The 19,767-nt window shown below is 33.1% G+C and carries 21 protein-coding genes and 2 pseudogenes; 9 read left to right on the top strand and 14 right to left on the bottom strand.

Going from position 1 to position 19,767, the window contains the following annotated elements; genetic code table 11:
* A partial coding sequence (locus tag PLX19_RS19235) for a transposase (RefSeq protein ID WP_272190383.1) occupies positions 1 to 332 on the top strand: 332 nt, incomplete at its 5' end.
* Positions 333 to 1,017: 685 nt separating this feature from the next.
* On the opposite strand, the gene PLX19_RS19230 is transcribed toward PLX19_RS19235, so the two are convergent.
* From PLX19_RS19230 to PLX19_RS19210, 5 genes and pseudogenes are all read right to left on the bottom strand, one after another.
* The gene (locus tag PLX19_RS19230; RefSeq protein ID WP_272190382.1) at positions 1,018 to 1,218 is read right to left on the bottom strand and encodes a hypothetical protein; all 201 of its coding nucleotides are present in this window, start codon (positions 1,216 to 1,218) and stop codon (positions 1,018 to 1,020) included.
* 72 nt (positions 1,219 to 1,290) lie between these two features.
* A complete protein-coding gene (locus tag PLX19_RS19225) occupies positions 1,291 to 1,986 on the bottom strand; it encodes an endonuclease V (protein ID WP_272190381.1) in 696 nt (231 codons plus the stop codon).
* 126 nt (positions 1,987 to 2,112) lie between these two features.
* A pseudogene (locus PLX19_RS19220) lies at positions 2,113 to 2,468 on the bottom strand (Imm3 family immunity protein).
* 249 nt (positions 2,469 to 2,717) lie between these two features.
* On the bottom strand, positions 2,718 to 3,269 hold the full coding sequence (locus tag PLX19_RS19215; RefSeq protein ID WP_272190378.1) for a dihydrofolate reductase family protein: 552 nt from the start codon (positions 3,267 to 3,269) through the stop codon (positions 2,718 to 2,720).
* A 533-nt stretch (positions 3,270 to 3,802) separates the two neighbouring features.
* Positions 3,803 to 5,764: a bifunctional metallophosphatase/5'-nucleotidase gene (locus tag PLX19_RS19210; protein WP_272190377.1), complete on the bottom strand. Its 1,962-nt coding sequence runs from the start codon at positions 5,762 to 5,764 to the stop codon at positions 3,803 to 3,805.
* Positions 5,765 to 6,044: 280 nt separating this feature from the next.
* On the opposite strand from PLX19_RS19210, the gene PLX19_RS19205 reads away from it, so the two are divergent.
* Positions 6,045 to 6,581, top strand: coding sequence for a hypothetical protein (locus PLX19_RS19205; protein WP_272190376.1), 537 nt, complete (start codon positions 6,045 to 6,047; stop codon positions 6,579 to 6,581).
* A 693-nt stretch (positions 6,582 to 7,274) separates the two neighbouring features.
* Here PLX19_RS19205 and PLX19_RS19200 read toward each other — a convergent pair.
* On the bottom strand, positions 7,275 to 7,634 hold the full coding sequence (locus PLX19_RS19200; RefSeq protein ID WP_272190375.1) for a hypothetical protein: 360 nt from the start codon (positions 7,632 to 7,634) through the stop codon (positions 7,275 to 7,277).
* Between the two features lie 163 nt (positions 7,635 to 7,797).
* Between PLX19_RS19200 and PLX19_RS19195 the strand changes: the two genes are divergently transcribed.
* The gene (locus tag PLX19_RS19195) at positions 7,798 to 8,034 is read left to right on the top strand and encodes an FMN-binding negative transcriptional regulator (RefSeq protein ID WP_272190374.1); all 237 of its coding nucleotides are present in this window, start codon (positions 7,798 to 7,800) and stop codon (positions 8,032 to 8,034) included.
* Here the strand turns inward: PLX19_RS19195 and PLX19_RS19190 are convergent.
* Positions 8,008 to 8,766, bottom strand: coding sequence for an alpha/beta fold hydrolase (locus tag PLX19_RS19190; protein WP_272190373.1), 759 nt, complete (start codon positions 8,764 to 8,766; stop codon positions 8,008 to 8,010). The two genes, PLX19_RS19195 and PLX19_RS19190, sit on opposite strands and share 27 nt — an antisense overlap.
* A 286-nt stretch (positions 8,767 to 9,052) precedes the next feature.
* Between PLX19_RS19190 and PLX19_RS19185 the strand changes: the two are divergent.
* Positions 9,053 to 9,733: pseudogene (locus PLX19_RS19185) on the top strand (IS4 family transposase); the annotation flags it as partial.
* Here PLX19_RS19185 and PLX19_RS19180 read toward each other — a convergent pair.
* Positions 9,700 to 9,945, bottom strand: coding sequence for a hypothetical protein (locus tag PLX19_RS19180; RefSeq protein ID WP_272190372.1), 246 nt, complete (start codon positions 9,943 to 9,945; stop codon positions 9,700 to 9,702). The pseudogene PLX19_RS19185 and the gene PLX19_RS19180 overlap by 34 nt on opposite strands.
* A gap of 282 nt (positions 9,946 to 10,227) precedes the next feature.
* Here PLX19_RS19180 and PLX19_RS19175 point away from each other — a divergent pair, with 282 nt between their 5' ends.
* From PLX19_RS19175 to PLX19_RS19165, 3 genes are all read left to right on the top strand, one after another.
* The gene (locus PLX19_RS19175; RefSeq protein ID WP_272190371.1) at positions 10,228 to 10,395 is read left to right on the top strand and encodes a hypothetical protein; all 168 of its coding nucleotides are present in this window, start codon (positions 10,228 to 10,230) and stop codon (positions 10,393 to 10,395) included.
* A gap of 105 nt (positions 10,396 to 10,500) precedes the next feature.
* On the top strand, positions 10,501 to 11,496 hold the full coding sequence (locus tag PLX19_RS19170) for a YcaO-like family protein (protein WP_272190391.1): 996 nt from the start codon (positions 10,501 to 10,503) through the stop codon (positions 11,494 to 11,496).
* A 13-nt stretch (positions 11,497 to 11,509) separates the two neighbouring features.
* Complete coding sequence (locus PLX19_RS19165; RefSeq protein WP_272190370.1) at positions 11,510 to 12,748, top strand: MFS transporter; 1,239 nt, start codon at positions 11,510 to 11,512, stop codon at positions 12,746 to 12,748.
* Between the two features lie 1,037 nt (positions 12,749 to 13,785).
* On the opposite strand, the gene PLX19_RS19160 is transcribed toward PLX19_RS19165, so the two are convergent.
* The 3 genes from PLX19_RS19160 to PLX19_RS19150 form a co-directional block, all read right to left on the bottom strand.
* On the bottom strand, positions 13,786 to 14,265 hold the full coding sequence (locus tag PLX19_RS19160; RefSeq protein WP_272190369.1) for an Imm30 family immunity protein: 480 nt from the start codon (positions 14,263 to 14,265) through the stop codon (positions 13,786 to 13,788).
* Between the two features lie 315 nt (positions 14,266 to 14,580).
* Complete coding sequence (locus tag PLX19_RS19155) at positions 14,581 to 14,913, bottom strand: hypothetical protein (RefSeq protein ID WP_272190367.1); 333 nt, start codon at positions 14,911 to 14,913, stop codon at positions 14,581 to 14,583.
* 210 nt (positions 14,914 to 15,123) lie between these two features.
* A complete protein-coding gene (locus PLX19_RS19150) occupies positions 15,124 to 15,759 on the bottom strand; it encodes a hypothetical protein (RefSeq protein ID WP_272190366.1) in 636 nt (211 codons plus the stop codon).
* 617 nt (positions 15,760 to 16,376) lie between these two features.
* Between PLX19_RS19150 and PLX19_RS19145 the strand changes: the two genes are divergently transcribed.
* Together PLX19_RS19145 and PLX19_RS19140 are read left to right on the top strand one after the other, a co-directional pair.
* A complete protein-coding gene (locus PLX19_RS19145; RefSeq protein WP_272190365.1) occupies positions 16,377 to 16,952 on the top strand; it encodes a hypothetical protein in 576 nt (191 codons plus the stop codon).
* A gap of 119 nt (positions 16,953 to 17,071) precedes the next feature.
* Positions 17,072 to 17,815, top strand: coding sequence for a siderophore biosynthesis protein (locus tag PLX19_RS19140; protein ID WP_272190363.1), 744 nt, complete (start codon positions 17,072 to 17,074; stop codon positions 17,813 to 17,815).
* 353 nt (positions 17,816 to 18,168) lie between these two features.
* Here the strand turns inward: PLX19_RS19140 and PLX19_RS19135 are convergent, their stop codons facing one another.
* The 3 genes from PLX19_RS19135 to PLX19_RS19125 all read right to left on the bottom strand — a co-directional run bounded on the left by PLX19_RS19135 (position 18,169) and on the right by PLX19_RS19125 (position 19,766).
* Positions 18,169 to 18,711, bottom strand: coding sequence for a T6SS immunity protein Tdi1 domain-containing protein (locus PLX19_RS19135; RefSeq protein ID WP_272190362.1), 543 nt, complete (start codon positions 18,709 to 18,711; stop codon positions 18,169 to 18,171).
* 76 nt (positions 18,712 to 18,787) lie between these two features.
* A complete protein-coding gene (locus PLX19_RS19130; protein ID WP_272190361.1) occupies positions 18,788 to 19,294 on the bottom strand; it encodes an ankyrin repeat domain-containing protein in 507 nt (168 codons plus the stop codon).
* 16 nt (positions 19,295 to 19,310) lie between these two features.
* Positions 19,311 to 19,766 carry a hypothetical protein gene (locus PLX19_RS19125; RefSeq protein WP_272190360.1) on the bottom strand — a complete coding sequence of 152 codons (456 nt, stop codon included), beginning with the start codon at positions 19,764 to 19,766 and terminating at the stop codon, positions 19,311 to 19,313.
* Position 19,767 lies beyond the last annotated feature (1 nt).

Raw genomic sequence — 19,767 nt, 5'->3', positions numbered from 1 at the left:
AAAAACTATATAAAGTACGGTGTTCTACTATTGAACGGAGTTTTGCGGATGCCAAGGAACTACATGGCTATCGATATACTCGGTTTCGAGGGCTGAAGTCTGTCCAAATGCAAGCATATCTTACCGCAGCTTGTCAAAACATGAAAAAAATAGCCCTTCACCTGACCAAAAGCGGTCAGGTGAAGGGCTATTTTTCTTATTTTTATCATTTTCTAGTTCTTTTGTTCATTAACAAATCAATAATTCCCAGAGTGTCGGAAACCCTGAAGGGTTTCCCAACACTCTGGGCAACGTATATACGTTGCTCTTTTCACTCATTCCTAACACTTTAGACCTATCAGACACAGGAACAGACAATTTATTCAGAGAAACGGGAATCGAGTCCCGCAAACCCAGCTCCTATATGACGCTTAGTGTTATGAATCAAAGAAAAGTACTAAATTGTTGCGGAACTTACCGCATCTATAGCGTTTCATATTAGCAAGCGAAGTATAATCTATCTACACCGCTCCTGTTATATGTAATGCTTAAAGATTTGGGAGATAAGCGAAAAGGCTCATTACGTTGCTCTACCACTGAGCTACATCCCAAAATCGAGAGGATGGGATTCGAACCCATGACACACGGCTTACAAGGCGAAGAAATCCTTCTCTACACTGCCCAAATCTATAAAGTATAAATTCGAAGAAAAGGGAGATAGGCGGAAAGACTCAATACGTTGCTCTACCAAACTGAGCTACTCCCCTATGTCTATAAAACAACAGGGAAGGCAAGGATTTGAACCTGCGACCTACCGCTTAACAGGCGAAGAAATTCTTTCCTACACTGCCCTTCTCTTTTTGTTACTTATTGATTTCATTATACTCATCAACCAAAACTTTGGCAATTATTAGCACTCCTGATAAATCTTATCTTTTCGTCTATTGATCTTAAAGCTTCTGTATTTCCAAATTTAACTAAATTAGTTTGTATGAAAATACTGCGTTAGACTAACTAGCAGTTTTCAAATAGCTAATCTTAAGAGTTTTTAATAATGCCACTTACTCCTTCGAAAATAACATCTCTTAATACTTCGTTATAACTTGTATATTCTCTATCAGACTTGATCTTATCGAAAACTTGTTTTATAACCATAATTGTCAAACCCTCTATATCCTCTGGACTTCCCTCTTTCTTAAAAGTTTCATTTAAAATAACTAATTTCTCTTCTTTTGACATGCTTTTATTCTCCTTTAAAGTTTTCAATTTATATAGAAAAGCGTCTTTCTTTATTAGATTTTAAAACCATATTTACTTTTCTATCTTTGAAAGTTCCCCTCTTCTTGCTTCATGAGTAGCTAAATCTGCGTATCTTGTTGTAATAGGTAACCGACTATTTTTTTCTACAAAATGCAAAACAACATGGGTAGCAGTATCTAAATCAATCCAATTCCCACAAGAAACAAAAATTGGTTTTACATTTTCTCTAGTTCTTAGCGTTCTTCCATAAACTTCTTCATTTACAATGATCTCAGTATACGAACCTACTTCGTTTTCAGGTTCGATAAAATCAACATTATTTATTTTTAAATACGTTTTGGCTACTCCAATCGTTGGCTTGTTTAAATAGAAAGACGCATGCGTTGCGATTCCCATATGACGATTATGTAAATAACCATTTCCATCAAACATATATAAGTCTGGAAAACTTTTTAATTTTTTAACTGTATCAAGCACTAATGGTAATTCCCTAAATGCTAGATAACCAGAAATATAAGGAAACTCAATTTTATCTATATGATGAACTTCTTCAATAATTGCCTTTGTAAGATAATCGAACACAACAATGCAGCATACTCCATAGTCAATTCTCTCATTAGACCAATAAGCAATGTCTATTCCTGCTACTAATTTTATCTCTTCTAGTTTAAATGTATTTTTTAAAGAAATGTTACTTAATAATTGTTTTTGCACCTTCTCTAACTCATTGATATCGTGTTTATCCATTTTTTTTCACCCGAATTTTCACATAGTCCAAATCTCATTTAGTTAGCTTTTTTTCTTCAACAATTTAGCCTTTTTCATCTCAAATCCTATACTGTATTTCTATTTTTGAAAAGCCGCTTCTCCAAACTATCCAGCATATGGATTATAATCAATTTCTACTTTTTTAGACCTTCCAATACTTTTTTTATTCTATTAGATAAATCCGCGATTTCCTCTTTAGTTAACTCCTCTTCCGCACCTAACCGGTTAAACATACTTAAACACCTTGTTATCCTTTCAACAGTACCAACGAAAACTTTGTCATGAGTAATTAAAATCTCTCCTATCGCAGTATCCCTCACAACATCTTCTATCTCACCTAAATTCCAATATTCATCGACTAGTCTTGCTATTGCCTCTCTATATCCTCTATTTAAACTTAAAAAATCATTATAGTCCTCTTTGATCGCTTCAAATAATTCGTTGTATCCCCAGTATTTCAATAAATTCCCCTCCTGTGTAATGATAATAAAGTTGTTTAATTTCTACGCTATAAACACGCATAACACCGTTCGAACAATCGAACGATGTTTAGAATAATTATTTAATTTTATTTATCCTTCTCTAATTTTTAAAAAACCAGCAACAATAAAGTTTTTTAATAAGTTAAGTATTCTTCTGCAATAGTGAAACAATTGGATGAAATTTTATTTTTTAAAATTAATTTAAAAAAGTAGTTCTCCATGATAATTCTAAGTATAAATAATATTGTAAGTAGGTTTGATAACTCCATTAGAATACTGTTTCATGTCCACTAACTTTAATTTAAGACGTGGTTTTACGCTACCAAATAGAGAAATACCTTCACCGACTATAATTGGATTAACCTTTAATACTAATTGATCAATAAGTTTATGTTTAAACAACGATCCAGCCAATTCTCCGCCTCCACACAACCAAATTTTACCGTTATATTGTTTTTTGAGGTTCTTAATAAACCCTACAGCATCTCCTTTAATAAGTTCAACTTCCTCGTTTGCCTCAAACTGTATGGAGTTTGAAAATATGTAATGTTTTATGCCCTTATATCCAGGTTCACCAGGTTTAGCACCAAATTGAAACCCAAACTCATATGTTTTCCCCCCCATCAACACGGCATCGTATTCCTGAATATCTGCTAAAAAGTCTGGGACATGATCCCCCTCAAATAAAAAGAGAGAATTATTAAAATTTCCTTCTATCATACCTTGATCCGCAATAAAATTGTCCAGTGAAACCGCAACATGATAAATCAATTCAGCCATTCAGTCATTCCTCCAAGATAATGAATTGCCTAATTAATTCTATGAAACCAGCTTAATTCCCTTTATGTATTAATCAAACTGCTCAGTTAACTGAATAAACTTTATTTCGTTAATTGAATACCATCACTGACATTTTTAAATAACTTTATTGTAAATGTAACGACTCCTTTGGAAATTCAACAATTTTATTGTCATTTTACACCTCCATCAAAAAATATTATGGCTTAATCCTTTATTATAGTTTTAAAATAAAAAGCACTTGTTACCTATAAAAGACAATCAAGTACTCTTTATTTGCTTATATGAAAACACCCTTAGTTTTGTTGATTCCCGTATTGATATGAATTAATCGATGGTGCTTCAATGGCTTATACCCCTTGCTCAGTACGAAAACTTACAACTGTAACATCCCTATTAGAATGCAAATCAAAACATTCATACAAACAAGATTTCATTTGACTTACCTTATATATCTTTTGAATACCGAACCAGTCAATTCTTACTTCTTCTCTTTCCCTAAAGCAATCTAAGTATTAGATTTCCCCTATATTTTCAATAACCCTATTAAGTTTTTTGTAAAATTCACCTTTTGTTTTTACATGTTTAAACTGATCTGGATTAATATGAGCCTTTTGAGAGAGTGCTACAATCTCTTCTTTTGTAATTGAATCTTTAGTATTTATAGATGCTATATTTGTATATTTTCCATCTTCTGTTTTTGGAATTTCTAAAATCCCTTTATTTACGAGATTCACTACAGCCTTATGCTCTGAAGAATGTGTGTCTACACCGGTAATTTTCCAATTATGCATAACTTTTGGCGTGTATACACCATTCTTTACCTCTTTTAAATATGTAATAGCAAGATTACGAATGGTTCCACCTGTTTCGCCAAATGCATTCTCTTGTTTAGATGACCAAATCTGTTCAAATTTACGTCCCTCTAAAGCCCCGCCTTTTGCTTGAAGAGCCTCCATTCTATATGCATTCATTCCCAGAGTCATAACATCGCTCATTTTGATTGGTTTATTTGTGCGAATAGATCGTAAATTTGTAATTCGACTTCCATATGGTTTTGTTAAGTCAATTTCGTATTTCACGCCTCCAAAGAAGTCGTTCGTACTGTATTTAGACGCACGGCGTGTTTTATCAAAGCTAATTGTTACATCTCCGGCACGAGATGTGTTAAAATACCCCGCCGCCCATTCCATATAATCTTTTAAATCTTTTCCAGTTATCTTATATACTGTAATTTCTCCCAAAGCATATTGGTAATTATACGCAATATCTTTTTTCTTAATAGGACCTACATCTAAACGAGCATTATCGTTATCAATTTGATGGGCTACTACATCTGCTTTGCTGTAATAGAGCATGACTTCATGAAAAAAATCTGATAAAGGTGTCTCCTGAATTTGCACACTTGGAATACCATTTATTTCATTTTTAGGAACAAGATTTCTCCCCTTTAATTGAGCGACTACAACATTTGCATCTCCTCTCGCATACTCGTGAAAAGGTGTTAATGTTTCTTCAAGTGTAGGATCAGATAATACCGTTGTTCCATCCGCATTTTTTACAGGTAAAGTGGTAGCTGTTTTATCTTTTAAAACCAGCTTCCCATCTTGCTTTGTAAAAGTAAGGTCAATACGTGAGATATGCGTGCCATATTTATCTGGTTCTGTAATAATAACACCATTTACAACTTCTTTTTTAACAAGTTTATGCATATGAGCTGCAAAAATGGCGCTTAGTTCTGGACAAGCATTTGCAATATCTTGAACCCCAGTACCAGGGATGCCATTCTCATTTTCTAGTCCCATATGCATAACCCCTACCATTACATCTACTTTACCTTCTAATTCTTTAATTACCTTTTTTGTCTCTTCTACTGGATTTTTCACCACTAAACCAACCAAATGATCTGTCCCTTTTTCAAAATCACTAATCATTGGTGTATTCATGCCAATAACCCCAACTTTGATGCCACCTTTTTCAACTATCGTATATGCAGGAAGAAAACGCTCTCCATTCTCCTTGTAAATATTTCCTGCTAACGTCTTTCCTTTATATTGCTCACTAACTTTTTTCAATGTATCTAATCCAAAATTGAATTCATGATTTCCAAATGCCCAAGCATCATATCCCATTTCGTTCATTGCTACCATCATCGGAGACTGTGGCTTATCATTGAATAATTCTACTGAGTTCCCTTGAATTGTATCTCCGGCATCTAATAATATAGTATTTGGATTTTCTTGACGTACCTTCTTTATAACCGTATAAAGCTGCGTTAAACTTCCACTCATATTAGCACCATCAAGTGCATAATCCCAAGGCATAAACCTACCATGAATATCTGCAGTACCTAATAATGTAACATTAACATCAGATTCCTCTGCTTTAGAGATCACTGGTTTGATTGTTATTGCTGCTCCAAGCAGGATAAAAATAACAAAATAACATACACGACTCTTCCATTTCATTTTTGACATAGTAACAATGTTTCTCCCCTTTTTGTACTGTCATATAGTGTCTTGAACTTTAAAAATGTAACTTATTATTTGGAAAACTTCAACTGAAAAGGATAATTTTAAATATTTATCCCCCTATTATTGATCCTCTAAATTATAGAAAATTAGAGTGAGATAATGAGTGAAGACAAATTACTTCTTTAAAAAATATTTCTCAAGTTTTGGATATGTAAAAAAAAGTAAATTAATTCTATAATAAAAAAGTTAGATAATTCTGATTCCAAGGAAAGGTGATGAGTGTATGTTTAAGAAAATTTTGGTAACGAGTGCGCTATTATCTGGAGTTTTAGGAGTATCAACAATAGCTCCATCAGAATCTAAGGCTGAAACTAGTAATGCAGCCGAAACAAATTCTTCAGTAAATCAACAATACATTTCAGAAGGAACTGAATTCCCAAATGGAGTTACCAGCCCCTTTGCCCCAAATTCTTTTGAGCAAAATAACTTTATGCAAGAAAACCTAGCTGCAGCATTTAAATGGCAATATAATGCTAATTACAAATTCTCTACATCAATTCAAGTGAAAAAAACTGTACCTGCATCAGATAACGGATATATTGGAGTAGCTTTTCAAAACAATAAACCTTTTAAATTTAATGTTGTAGTAAAAAGTCTATCATCTGGAAAAACAATAACTCATACTGTACAGGGACAGCCGACCAGTGGTAACCAGCATGTTACAAACTTTTTTGGCCCTATGAAAGCAGGAAATTATGTTGTAACTTTAGTAAATACAGATAAATCATGGCACGAAGGGAACGTTTGGCTTGGATGGTAATAAAAATTAGGAAAAAATCAGATGATAATTCATAAAGTACAAGAGTTTTAATCCCAATCTATTTCTAATAGTGTTAGCACACTATGCTAAAAAGAATTAGGTCATAGTAGCCATGATGCTGCACTATTATATACTCAACTTGGAGATACAACGATTAAAGATAGGAAAAAGAATAGTTAAAAGGCGTATTCCGTAGGCAGGATACGCCTTTTTTATTTTATGTAAGAAGATGTTTAGCTTTTTGCTTGATGATATGTTGAGCTGATTGCTCCAACAATATTAGATATGGGAGATTATTACGCTTGTAGTTATGAAGATTATGTCTTTAAAACCAATAAAGAGATTTATTATCTTTCTATGCAAGTACATGATTAAACATATAAAATATTTTATGGCTAAAGCATGTTTCCTAAAACATGCTTTTTCTTTTGCAATGAAACTCAAAAACGATCGTTGTTGAGGCTTGATGAACCCCTTAGAATAATAAAGTGAAACTTCCATTAGTGGGAATTTTCTTCATCCTCCATCTATCTTCTTCGCTTTCTCTGAATCTTAAGGCGCGGTCCTACTGCTTGTTAGTGCGGGATAAAGTTAGCGTTTTTTCACGTTTAGCGTGTATCTTTGTTAAAATGTAGACGTGACTTCTAATTATATTCCCTCTCTAATTTATCAATTTTTTGACCTTTTATCTCATTACGTACTAGCATCAACTAACGCATCATCATAATCCTGTAATTCTTCCATAATTTCTTTTAATCGGTTCATATGATTCATAAATTCTTGGTAAGAAATTTCTTGATAATCAAAAGTCCCCTCTCCACATTCATCGCTTTCAAATATTTTTACTTTTGCGCCTAACTTTAACAAACTATCAACTAACCCTTTCAAATTCTGTATATCGTCAATATTGTTCGCATCCGTTTTGGCAAAACACTCTTCGTTTTCAATTTTATTTTTTATGTCTGTAATTCCTAAACCAGTATACTTTCTCAAAGGAACTGTATATGTATGAAGCGCATCATTAGAGCTTATTTTAATCGCAATTTGACTCATCTATTATTCTCCTTTCTGCTAAAATCCTTACTCCCATCGTTTCAACACATCACTGATTTCATTGCGAAAAAGAACATTAGTAAATAATATACAATATTTTCCGAATAACCTATGTTATATTTTATGAATCATTATAAATCTTTACACTTTAAGGAGGGTTTTTATGTATACACCTAAATATTTTGAAGTGCAAGATTCAGAACTTATTTTAGAATTTATCAAAAACCATTCATTTGGAACCTTACTATCTAGTACGAAAGACTTTCCAATTGCAACACACCTTCCACTGGATGTATATAATGAACAGGGACATACTTATTTATCGGGGCATTTCGCTTATGCCAATCCAGCATCAATTTGGTCCTTGTATCGCTCATTTCCCCATCTCCTTCAACATTAACATAATCTCCTCTATAACAACTTCTGGCTCATCATGATGAATATAATGTCCACTTCGACTAGCAATCCGGTACTTGCTTGACGTTGATAGCCATTGGAATTCTGCTTGGAGTCTTTGCTCAATTTCCAATATTTCTTGAGATGGCCATCCCTCTTCAACATTGTCAGGTAAACCTCTTGTAATAATTGTGAGAGGGAGGTTACTTTGCTTTGAATGATCAACGATTTGCTTATAGCTTTGTATTTTATCAATCTTCTCACTATTCAACATAGGATTCTCGTAATATTCCCTATTTCTTGCAAGCAGATTTTCGGGTAGAACCTTTTCATAGGCAAGTTCTTTATATTCCGGTGCAGCGTCAACCAAAACCATACCGCAGATGTTCAGTGGATAAAGGCTGGCATATAATCTAGCGACCAAACCACCAAAAGAATGTCCCACCAATATATAGGGCTTCTCCACTTCAAGCGCTAGCAACAATTCGTTGAGCTCCTCGACTAGATCATAGCAAGTCGTCGGGACGGATGCGACTTGACTCCTGCCAATACCCGACCTGTTATAGGAAAGGGTTGATGTTTTTTGCGATATTCGGTCTTGGACTTTTTTCCATGTCTCATAGCTATCGCCTAACCCTGCTATGAAGATTACGCTTGGAATACTGTTACGTGAATATTTTTTGAATAGTCTGTGGTTATCACAGATATCAATTATCTTTTTATTTTGTATAGTCACTTTTAATCACCCAGTTCAATTATAAGCTTCACACTATTAACATTTCCATAATATTTTGATTATTATATAGTTTCGCGAACTTTCTCATTTTTTATTTTGTAACTTCAGCTGAAACCACTCCAAAAGAAATCTATAGAATACCAATTGATAATTTGCTTAATTCCAAGTTTTTTGTCGTTTTAGGGGGCCCGCCCCATCGCCATCAACTTAAGGATTTGGACTATTCTGGAAGTTAAAAGCACGTTCCCATTCTCTTATATTAATGAGAAAGGGTGACGTGCTTTTTATGAATATGCATCAAAAACAAGAGTTGTCTTTATTTGCCGAAGAGTTATATCGATATATGTCTCCCGCTACACTTAATCAATTGGCTATAGAAGCAGGCGGCATGAAACGAAAACGTAAATGCCACGGGCATCATTTTTTATCTTTGTGTGTATGGTTAAATCAACAGGTCCCTACTACCTCTCTTACTCAACTTTGTAGTCAATTAGAAACTTCAACAGGCGTTTTATTAAGTACGGAGGGACTTAATCGACGATTTAATTCGGCTTCTGTAGCCTTTTTTTGAACTGTATTTACTACACTTCTACAAGCTAAAATTGGAGGGTTATCTAAAATTTCTCATTCTCTTTCTGCTTACTTTGAGCGTATTCGTATCCTTGATTCTACAACCTTTCAAGTTCCAGATCGATTCGCATCTACTTATCCTGGTGCCGGAGGATGCAGTCATAAAGCTGGTGTGAAAATTCAACTAGAATATGACTTGTTGAGTGGAGAATTTTCTGATGTGAAAATTGAACCTGGAAAACGGAGTGATCAGTCGTATGGTGCGACTCGCACAGGCATGATACAAAAGAATGAACTATATATTCGTGACCTAGGATATTTTCGTTTACAAGACTTGAAGTCTATCCAAGATAAGCAAGGATATTATTTATCACGTCTTAAATTACCAACTAGTATAAATTGTTTGTCTTCTAATTGTTTCCCAATCGGTCCGTCATGGTTTAGGCCCATTGTTTCAATGACTTGAAGTGGCATACCAGTTTCATTTGTGAAGCTAACATGCAAGTTAATACCAGAACGTTCACCGTAGTAGACTGCCCATGATAAACGATTTTTTCCAACTGTGATCGTTGTTGAATCAATGTTTGGAATGTGATATTCATTGTTCATGAGAGATGCCTCTTTTCGTAAATGTTTGTGTCGTAACTCACATTTTACAAGAAGCATCTCTCTTTTTGTCTATAATTTTATTGGAATAAATTAGATAATCAACACGCATGATAATAAGCCTTTTTCGATTCACTAATAAATCCCACTTTTTTAAAATATTTGAATTTTTATATCATCATAGTATTATGAAATAGAAAAATAACAGGAAATAAATTACAAAAAAAGAAATCGTTGTAAAATACATCTATTCTTGCTTTATTTATTGTGGCATTTTCTTTAGCAATGCCAACAAAAGCCCAACAGAATCTATTAGATGAGAAACTATATCAAAGTCTAATTGAAGAAGGTTCTTATTCTCCTAAAATTACATATGAGATGGCCAATAAGTTTCATATATCTTCAATGGCTAGGAAAAGAAATATTACTGAGAGAATAGTAACATTTCTATAAATGGTATTTAAGATTATATGAGAGGAGGTGACAAAGGATGAAAATGGAAATCATTAATGAAGCAAACACAGTTGTTGAAGTTGAAAATAACATGCAACAGTACCCATTGTAGAAGCATCTTATAAAGATGTCACGCAAAACGCAATAGAAATGAATACAATTGCCGAATCAATACAAAATAAAAATACAAGTTATGATAAATTTAATCCTGATACAGCAATTGACTGGGTTTGGGCGAAATCATTAGTGAAGGATGATTACAAACTTGTACCAGCTTTAATGGTGTTTATGGATGATGTAAATACAAAAGGTCGTTTCTATGGAGGATCCTCTACTGGACTCGCTTCTGCAACTACTATTGAGGATGCCATTCTTCATGCACTGCTTGAAATTATTGAGCATGATGCTTGGATGGTTGGACAAGCCAATCAACATGTTCTGCCTCGTTTAGACTATATGACTTCAACAAACAAAGTATTGAAAGAGCGTATAGACATGGTGAAGGATATGGGGTATGAAGTAATAACTAGAGATTACACAAACGATTTAGAAATTCCTGTATTCAGAACTTGGATTGTTAATCCAAACAATGATACGCATTTTGCTTTCAGTGGTTTTGGTGCTTCAATTTCACCTGAAATCGCATTGGAACGTTCCGTTACTGAAGCCATGCAAAGCGATGCACTGGTTGACCCCAATAACCCATTGAATAATAGCATTTCTGGAGCTAAGTTGTTATCAAGAGTCAACTCTATATATTCTCTCCCATATTTATATAAAAAAGACATTGCGGGAAAAGCACCAAGTATTTCAATGCTAGATAAACCTAGCCTAAAAATAAAAAGTGTTAACCAAGCGATTCAACATATCATTAAACAATTGAAGAAAAAAATACCTGGTTGTGATGTTTTATATGTCGATTTGACAAAGGATTTTATTAATATACCTACTGTTAGAGTTATTGTCACTGGTGATATACAAAGGCTTAACCATCCTCTTATTTCAGTAAGCCCAAGAACACTTAACTTTGGTATCAATATGGGGTATTCTAATACACCAGCAACATATAGAGAATTATATCTTGGAGACTATCCGCATTAAAGAGGTAATCAACATGTCTACAAATCATATAAAAATGAAAAAAAATCATATTCGTTTACGCCTTATTTCTGAAGGTATTCAAAATATATTATTTTATATGCTTTTCCCTTTCATGACTTTATATTTAACAAAAGCATGGGATGCGGGTATTGTTTCTATTGCTTTAGTAACTATTGCAGTTTTAGGAATGTTTTCTGGCATTTGGGGAGGAATTCTTGCTGATAGGTTTGGTAGGAAACCTGTAATAATACTAACAAGCATAGGATTTCTAATTGCTACTACATTATTTATTATTGGAAGATTAGTATTAAGTAATGTAACAATTTATATGAGTTTCGCTTTAATGAGCCTTACATATGCCGCATATTTACCAGTAGGGAAATCCTACATTTCGGATTGGCTTGATGAAAAAGAACAGAAAAAAACGTATATATTATCCTATCAAATATTTAGTGCTTCAGTAACCATCGGGCCACTTATAGGTAGTTTTATATTTGATTCTATGCCGATATGGTTTGTTTGGATATCTTTAATTTCGGCTCTGTTGCTTCTTTTTATTTCTTTATGGGGAACCCCGGAATTTAGAGATAATAGAAACTTGACTATAGAAAAAAAATCTAATAAAAGTAGTTTCCTATCCACTTTAGCTCTTATAGGAAAGGATAGGCGACTATTCATTTTTGTACTAGCCAGTATCTTTGCAGCTCAGGCTTTCATGAAATTGGAAATATTGCTTCCTTCCAAAGTAATTGAGGACTTAACTCAAGGAGTATCCATATTCGGTATTTCAATAAATGCTTCTCAATACTACGCATCTTTATTAATGACAAATGGTATTGTAGTAATCGTCTTTGGGAGTATCGTAGGAAGGCTTTTATCTAGATATAGTACAAGGTTTAGCTTTGTAGGATCGAGTTTATTGTATGCTCTCTCTATGATTATCTTTGCATTTTCGCAAAGTTACATCACTTTTTTTATAGGAATAATAGTGTTTACAGTAGCTGAGCTACTTGTTGTGAGTACACAGGATGCATATATTGCGGGAATCGCTACTGCTAATCAAAAAGCGCAATATTTTGCTGCAGCCAATATGCGATATTCCATTAGTAAAATCTTTGCCCCTCAGCTATTAGTACTTGTATCATTTGTAAGCTATGAGGGCGCCTTTCTAATCGCAGCTTTTTCTGCAGTATTAAGTGCATTTTTCTTTTTCTTACTCTTTCAAAATACTAAATCACAAAACATACATTGAACATACAGTGTTAGAAGAAAGATAGGGATTAACAGTAAGCCGCCAATCAAATAATGTGTCTAAACAGACTGCACCTCCTAGTACTATACATGTATGAATGTATAGTACTAGGAGGTGCTTTTTTGGTACTATGTCAATGTATAAAATATACGTTAACTTTTGCTACAAATTAAAAAAGTTAACATTCAACTTAACATAACACTTATACGGAGAACCAAGAAAAACCCAAAAAGCTCCTATTCGGCCAACAGAAGATGGTAAAAAGCACAAGTTACCCATTTATTTGTTTTAGATGTCATTTTATATTGACATCTTTTTTTATGAATCGTTATTTTTCAGGTGTTCCCTTTTGGGTACACTCTATACCTCTTAAACCATTGTTATTATTCACTTTTTATAAATTTCCTATCTCACTCTATATATAAAGGCTAAAAGGTCCGCACCAACATTTCGCAGATTTTGTACGCTAAGGATATAAACTTTAATATGACAAGGTTTTTTACATCATAATCAATGGATTAAGGACGAGCCCTTGTTGGAACAGGCATTGTAAAAAACGATCGTTTCTGTTACATCGTCTAAAAATCCTTAGTGTACACCAAAATCAATTTTTTCGTGTCGAAATTTGCTTAGCGTACGAAATACGCGTTTTGTTGGTTGGACCCCATCGCTATCAAGCTAACAAAACAAAATACCCCCTAAAATGAAAATTTTCTTTCTCTATAGTTAGTTACTTTGAGAAGTCAGCGCATTTTTCTTTAGTGTATGTGTCTAATAAGTCATTATTGGATTTAATTATATTTTTTAATTTACTTATATACATTCTATCTTCCTCACTTTCTACTTCATCCACTTACACCTGCTGCGCTATCTTTCATCTTATAATGCTCGCAATGATTGTATTGAGTTGTTTCATACCATTTTAAAGTTGGTTTCTTCAGTGATGGTACAAACACGATGGATACTGATATCGTGTGTCAAAAAAGACAACAAAAAACCGAAATGACACTAATTTATCAAATCGGTTTTTATTCTATCTACATGAATGAATTTCTATCAGCCTCTTTTAATTTACTAAGAATTTCATTAGCAACGCCCTCGAATCTTTTAGGATCGTCAGAAATAATTTCATTAAGTAAATTGATTACTGTTAATTTTATATCACTATTCATTCCTACAAGAATTTTAGCATACTCACTTCTATATAAATCATTATTTAAAATTCTTATGTTTAGTAGCATTGCCCACTCTTTTGCACTCTCAACCATTTTTGGTAAAGCTTTAGGCATCTCTGTTAGATATTTTTCCATTTCAAAACTTTCAATAAAATGAACTAGACCAAACATAACTTCTTCCTCTTGTGTTTCATCCTCAAATACTATACACAACTCTTTAATAAGCTTCTCATCATCACAATCTGCTAAGCTTTCTAATGCATCGTCAAACTCTTCACATTCTGACTGATTTTTCAAAAATCTACAATTATATAATCTCTTGATTTCAAATCTACTATCCATATAAACTTCCCCTTTTAAAAAATTAACAAAATCAGATATTATTGAAAAACATAAGACACATGAAATGACAAACTATAATGTTCTACGAAATCAATAGCTTTCATTTTAAAGTCAATCGAAAAGATCTTCTTTTTCCCCAAAAAATCCCCTCCACAATCAACAGTACAGTAACTTTCTTTCAGCTGTCTACTACAGGGGAATACCACAATACAAAAATCATCTTTTTAAAACTACCTAACTTTTTTAATGTTCTTTACAAAGCATATATTTTACAAAGTTATTAAGTATCTTTATTCATTTGTTATCAAAGATTTTCTATTCAGTGTCTTCTAATATTCTATCATCTAATTCTTCTCTCGCTCTCTCTATTTCTCTACACGTTTCAATTAAGTTGCTCAACATTTCAAGGGAGATCTGTCTATCTTCCTCAAGAATTCTTACTTCCGCACCCAATACGTTCAAATTAACAACAATAGTTTTAAGTTTAATCAATTCTTCTGTATCATAATAACTAAACTGTAAAACTGGAGTTTCATCTTCTATATTTCTTTTTAGCTCATGAATTGATTTATGACTAAATTTTCTTAAAGAAGTAATGCACTTAACAATATTCTTATTTGGCCTAACTATTAAGGACATATAATGCACTTTCAGACCCTCCTTAAAAATGGAAAACATCTAGTACCGGCTCTCCTGATAAACTATTTCCCCGTACCATCCGTACAACTCATTAAGCGTAGCAGGGGAAATTTCTAGAAATACCAAATGCTACACCGAATGATTTATTCGCTGAGAAGCTTAAAGTTCATGATCAAGCGGGAAACGAACTTATAAAATTTATTGAAAAAAAGGAAAGAGTTATTTACCCTTCAACCACTTATCTCTAAACAATTCTTTATCTTCAAATAAATTGTTCATAGCAAGTTCATACCACACTAAACAAAAATCTTTTTCCCACTTTGTACAATCTTCCTCGTAATCCATAAGCCTCTGAAGCATACAATAGGAATCAGAAGGCTCAATTTGAATCAGATCATTTTTAAAAAATAAAGCTATAAGACCATGTTCAATAGATAGCAAGCAACCTTCATCATGAAATGAAATGGCAAAGTAAGCATAGTTGTCCTTCGTATAGTTAGGTAAAATCTCAAATGTAGGAGTTCCCAAATAAGGATGAATTTCTTCCATACTATTAAAAGTAATAGAACTAAAGGTATCGTCATTTTTATTATATATCTCGTAACTCATGAAACCTTTCAATTGCAATTCAAATAGAACCTTTAGTATATTTTCATAAACAATATCAAAGTGTTCTTTTACATAACATAGCGTATTATAAGCTTCTTTTGTTAAAGGTTGATTACTTTCTAAATACCCACCTAACTCAATTTTGTTTTGTCCAAAAAACGAAACAGAACAATTTACGTTTATAGATCCATCCCAACAATCATATTTTTCAGAGAAGCAAAAATCATCCACTTTACCTACCATCATTCACACCTACCTAGTTAAATTTTGTTCTTCATAATCAATGCCCTAGGGCGTAGTATAAATACTAAATCCAGATGGTACAACGGTGCAACTTTTTTAGAAACGGTTAATCTTTCTTATAAGCGATTAAACTTTATTTTAAATCTCCATCAGCTTCATCCGTCAAATTTTCCTTTTCCTCCTTTGTTTTTGGCCATAAAAAAGGCTCATTCCTCCCCATTATTCAAGTTGGAATAAGCCTTCTAAATGTATTAAGCGTGTTTGTCATTTACCTTTAAAAACGTCTCTTAAATTTTTGCTCAATTTATACCTTCTTTTTCTGTTAATCCCTATTAACAAATTCCCTATCAAATTGCAACATCCTGGTAACCTACTTTAGTTACTATTTCATTTAATAAACGCAGCCCTATTCCATTAATTCTTCCAATCCTTTAGGGTTCATCGGTTTAAGGAAATTGAATCAACAACAATAGCATGATTGACGTAAACAGGACAAACTCCATTCATTAGCTCGGTTTTATAACCCATCTGAAAATGATATGATTACAGTGGCAATAGCATTAATTATTACCTAATTATTGAAATACAAAATGAGAAAATGACAACACGGAGGGGAAGTTATGGGCTTTTTTAGTAGATTTTTCAAAAAAGTAGAACAAGCAAACAATAGAGAGGTAACCCTCAATGAACTAAGTGAAGAATTATATGTTGAATCTCCAATAGAAGAAGCAAATAGCTTTTGGGTATCAATGGCACAAAATTTAATTGTCAATACTGTAAAAGCCGCTGACAATAATGTGGAACGCGCTTTTATTTTGGTTAATTTTAAAAAAGGAGAAGCTTCTTTTGATATTTTTTATCAAATTAACGGGCAATTGTATTTTTGGAATCAGCTAGAAGATCAGATGATTAAAAATAGAATTAAGGATGAGTTGTTACCACAAGCTTCAGAAGTTTTAGATGCAGTAAACCTGCAATTTCATGAAGCGGACCATCCTACAATCTCGTTTGCTGAACTGCAATTTGAATGGGAAACAAAGGCCTGGTTTTCACACATCATTTGGGAAGACGACCCTGCCTCACAATTACCAAAAGATCAAATATTAACTGAATGGTTCAACCTAATTAAAAAGGAAACTCAGAATAAACCACTTGATAGTGATACAAAATTTTCTTGGTATCCATCAAACCCGTAAAGTTGATGAGCATGGGTGTTACCTAAACAAAATATACAATATAAGTTGATTTTGGAATTATTTTTTGTCTACGTTTCAGATAAAATTAAACAAAAACCTTGTATAAAGGTGGAGAACAGATGAACATTCCTAAACAATTCATTAAACCCTTTCCTGCATATGAAGAAGTGTTTTATGATCATTTGGAGCAGCATAAAAAACACTTTTTACCCATTTGCTCTATAAACTTACAATGTATTGAACCAGAATGGGACCAATGGTTACATATTGTGTCAGCAAAGGAAATTCACGAGGGTTGTGTTGGCGATTTTACCCAAACATTTCACACGAATTTTACGAAAGAAGATACGTTAGGCTTTGATGTGATTGACGGAAAGTATAAATTTGAAGCAGATTGGAATTACTTTGAAATTGAACAGAGCCCTTCCGACATTGTAGAGAAAGCCTATGTGCGTAATGAAAAAGATTATCAAATCCGTAAAGAATTTTTCCAACGTAATCAGAAAATCTATCCTTATTCTAGCTTTGGAAAAGAATTTACATCCGTAGAATCATTAGAACAAGAGTTTATCAAAAAACAAACAAATGGCTGGGGATTAAATTATCCCGAGGTGAATGGAATTCTGGATTATATACGTTTTATGACAGAAGAAGGGCAAGAACTATTGGAAGATTGCGTTAGCGAAGACGAAATTTTTGACTATACCAATCTACTGTATGTGCCAAAAGATGAAGATGGCCACCCATTTACATATGTTGGATTTGCTACAGGCTATTATTTTCAAGCTTATGGTGCGGATCGTATATACCTATTTTTCAATAAAGAATTAAGAAAAGCAGTAATTTGTTTTGAGTATACATAAGGTACAAGAAGCAGGAGAGACGGGGAAGAGTTGTCAGCAAACATTTGAGTGAAAAAGGAAATCATTTCGATTTCCTTTTTTGTATTCTATTCATACATCAGAAGGTCATTAACTACTTAATTTCTTTAACTAATCATGAGCGCGGATGAATTGCTATATCTGATGGTTAGTTTGACTGTATATAGCTATTTATGAGTAGTCATGCTTCTAAAAGTAATGAAATTTGACACTTACATTCATAAGTTGTGCGTTATCATATCCACTTGTAAAATATAAATTAAGTAGTAAGTCTAAGTCATTAGAACGAATCCTATATCTCTATTCGCGTAGTAATAAAATACATGCTTATTCTATTATTGTACTGGTCCCATAAAACCAGTAATAATAAGAATATGTTCCTTCAATTTGACCTTTTTTAAGTTCTCTACTTTTTCTGCTCCACCTAGACCTAGTAGAGGTACATAACCAAAACACTCATCATACTCCAACTCATTATATCGTTTAAGCGCTTCGGGGTAAGGTTGCCAAGATAAATCTTCATTTCTAAATTCCGAATCAGCAATATTTTGAAAGAAAAATTCAAATGTAAACATAACGGTCGTCACTCTACCATACCTGTAATTAAGTAATCTAACATATCCATCTGACCAAATAACTAAGTCTCCCATACCCGTAGCAAACAATACTATTGAATCCTTATATCTTTGACTACTCTCCTCCAAAATCTCTTTAAATCCCTCTGGATTTACACTCTTAAAATACCCTTGCATAAATGTCCCAAATCCATAATTACTCCATAAATTTATTATTTCATTTGGTACTATGTATTTATACTTTTCAATGATTTCATTCGGAGCTTTGCTATGCAACTTAAAATCTTTTAAATATTGTTCCATTTAAACTCCTCCTCTAATGTGTTAATTTTACATTCAAATAAGTATTTTTTAGTTGTTCTGGTGTCATATTTTTTTGCTAATTCCTTAATCTGTTCATCTTTAAATATTCAGCAATTTCTGTTTGCCCTCTTTCAATAGCAAACTCATAAGCTCCCATATCTTTCATAGTATCTCCTGTATACTTAACAGTAATATCAATACCATTCTGAACAAGATACTTTACAATATCAAGGTGCCCACCATAAATCGCTGAGAATAGAGGATTTCTATTTGGATTACTAACATCTAATATTGCACCATTATCAAATAAGTACTCTACAATACTAATTTCACCTTCACTAGCTGCATGTGCAATAGGCGCTGACTTGGGTACACCTTCGTTTATGTTAATATCCATACCAGATTCAACTAGAAATTTTATCATATCCAGTTTACCAGCTCTAGCCGCAACATGTAGCCACGTTCCAAAAGGTGTTACAAAGTCAAGCAAACTTTTATCAGTAACAATTATCTCTTTCGCTTGTTCTATATCACCATTCTCAATTAAATCATAGATTTTTATTGCTTTTTCCTTATTATCCATAGAATCCTCCTTAGGTCTATCTATAATACTTGATACACCTTTCTTGAAAAGGGATTCTATCATCGTGCAGCACTTCTTCTTGCAGCAATTTTGTTATATTCTCTATTTTTCCAATGAATAGTGCGAAGAAATCGCCTGAATTTGGATATGCAAATAATCCATATCCCTTTGGTGACAGTATTTTGTTGGCCTCCTTGATCTTTTCAGGTAAAAATTCATAATGAAATGCTTCTAATTTCTCGAGTTCTTCTTGTGTTGCTAATTCAATTTGGTGGGCAAATTCGTAATCAAGAATAAAATTGACAATTTCTTGATATTCCTCACCTTTATAGTCAACGTATAAAAACTGTTTCGTCGTTAATCCATATTTTAATAGGTCTTCATGTAAGTCATAACTTCCTTGCTCTTTTAAAAACGTTTCCAAATCCTCGCTATCAGGAAATATAATCTGTGCTATCCCTTTATCAGGCATA

It is taken from the genome of Bacillus sp. BP-3 (genome assembly GCF_028401955.1).
Lineage (GTDB): Bacteria > Bacillota > Bacilli > Bacillales > Bacillaceae_G > Bacillus_A.
Note: the sequence above shows the minus strand (reverse complement) of the source record. Positions and strands in the feature narration are given on the sequence as shown.